This is a genomic window from Curtobacterium sp. ME26 (assembly GCF_903970945.1).
In the GTDB taxonomy this organism is placed as follows: Bacteria; Actinomycetota; Actinomycetes; order Actinomycetales; family Microbacteriaceae; genus Curtobacterium; species Curtobacterium citri.
The window spans coordinates 1-1182 of record NZ_CAJCKG010000101.1; the positions used below are offsets into that span (position 1 = coordinate 1).

1 protein-coding gene is annotated in these 1182 nt (G+C 68.2%); it reads right to left on the bottom strand.

Annotated features, from left to right (window positions below):
* Positions 1-7: 7 nt before the first annotated feature.
* Positions 8-1126: an IS30 family transposase gene (locus H7A69_RS17185; RefSeq protein ID WP_411469378.1), complete on the bottom strand. Its 1119-nt coding sequence runs from the start codon at positions 1124-1126 to the stop codon at positions 8-10.
* Positions 1127-1182: the final 56 nt, after the last annotated feature.

A 1182-nucleotide genomic window follows, 5' to 3' on the forward strand; every position in this document is an offset into this window, starting at 1 on the left:
GGCGGTTTCAAGGGGTCGTTGCAACGGGTGGTTGTGTCGGGTCCGACAGTAGCTGTTCAAATGCCTCGGCTGGCGTGCGGTAGTCGAGGGTCTTGCGAGGCCGTCCGTTGAGTTCGGCGGCGACTTCGAGGAGCCGTTCCGGGCTGTGGACGCTGAGGTCGGTGGACTTCGGGAAGTACTGCCGGAGCAAGCCGTTGGTGTTCTCGTTCGAGCCGCGCTGCCAGGGCTTGTGGGGGTCGCAGAAGTAGATCGCCAAGTCGGTGGCGAGGGTGATGTCCTTGTGCCGGGCAAGCTCGGTGCCCTGATCCCACGTCAACGAGCGGCGCAGGTGCTCGGGGAGGGTCTGGATGGTCGGGATCATCGCGTCACGGACGGCGTCGGCGCTGTGCCCGTTCGGCAGGTGCAGGAGCATCACGTAGCGGGTGGTGCGTTCGACGAGGGTGCCGATCGCGCTCCTGGCGTTGATACCGACGATCAGGTCCCCTTCCCAGTGCCCGGGAACAGCCCGGTCGTCGACCTCGGCGGGGCGTTCACTGATGAGGATCATGTCGCGGATCTTCGACCACGACGCCCGCCGCGGCTCGCCCCGGTGTCGGCGGATGGCGCGGCCGGTGCGGAGGTGTTTGTGGAGGTCAGCGCGCAGGTGGCCGCGGCCCTGGACGAAGAGGGACTGGTAGATCGTCTCGTGCGACACGTGCATCTCCGGCCGGTCAGGGAACGTCCGGGCCAGGTCATCACGGATCTGCTCCGGGGACCAGTTCCGCACCAACCGCAACTCCACCTGCAGGGCCAGCTCGACCCGGTCCAGCTTCCGGGGCTTGGGTCGCCGTGCTCGCTCCCGGCACCGCTGTTGGGCGGCGTAGGGACGGTAAGCGCCGCCCCTTGAGCTGTTCCGGGTGAGCTCCCTGCTGATGGTCGACGGCGCCCGACCCAGCTCAGCCGCGATCCGGCGGACCCCTGCGCCACCGAGGCGAAGGTCAGCGATCCTGAGCCGGTCCTCCTCGCTCAAGTACCGGCCCGAACGAGACGCGCGCTCGAACGGGTTCTTCCCTCGAGCGGCCTTGAACCATCGGTAGCCCTGACGCGGATGCACGCCGACAGCATCGCAAGCAGCAGGCCTGCTCATGCCCCGTCCGAGTAGCTCCCAGAACCGCGCCTCCCGGGCACGGTGCTCCAGCCTCG

Coding starts and splice junctions, on each gene's coding strand:
- H7A69_RS17185 (WP_411469378.1), bottom strand. CDS start 1,126: ATGAGCAGGCCTGCTGCTTGCGATGCTGTCGGCGTGCATCCGCGTCAG.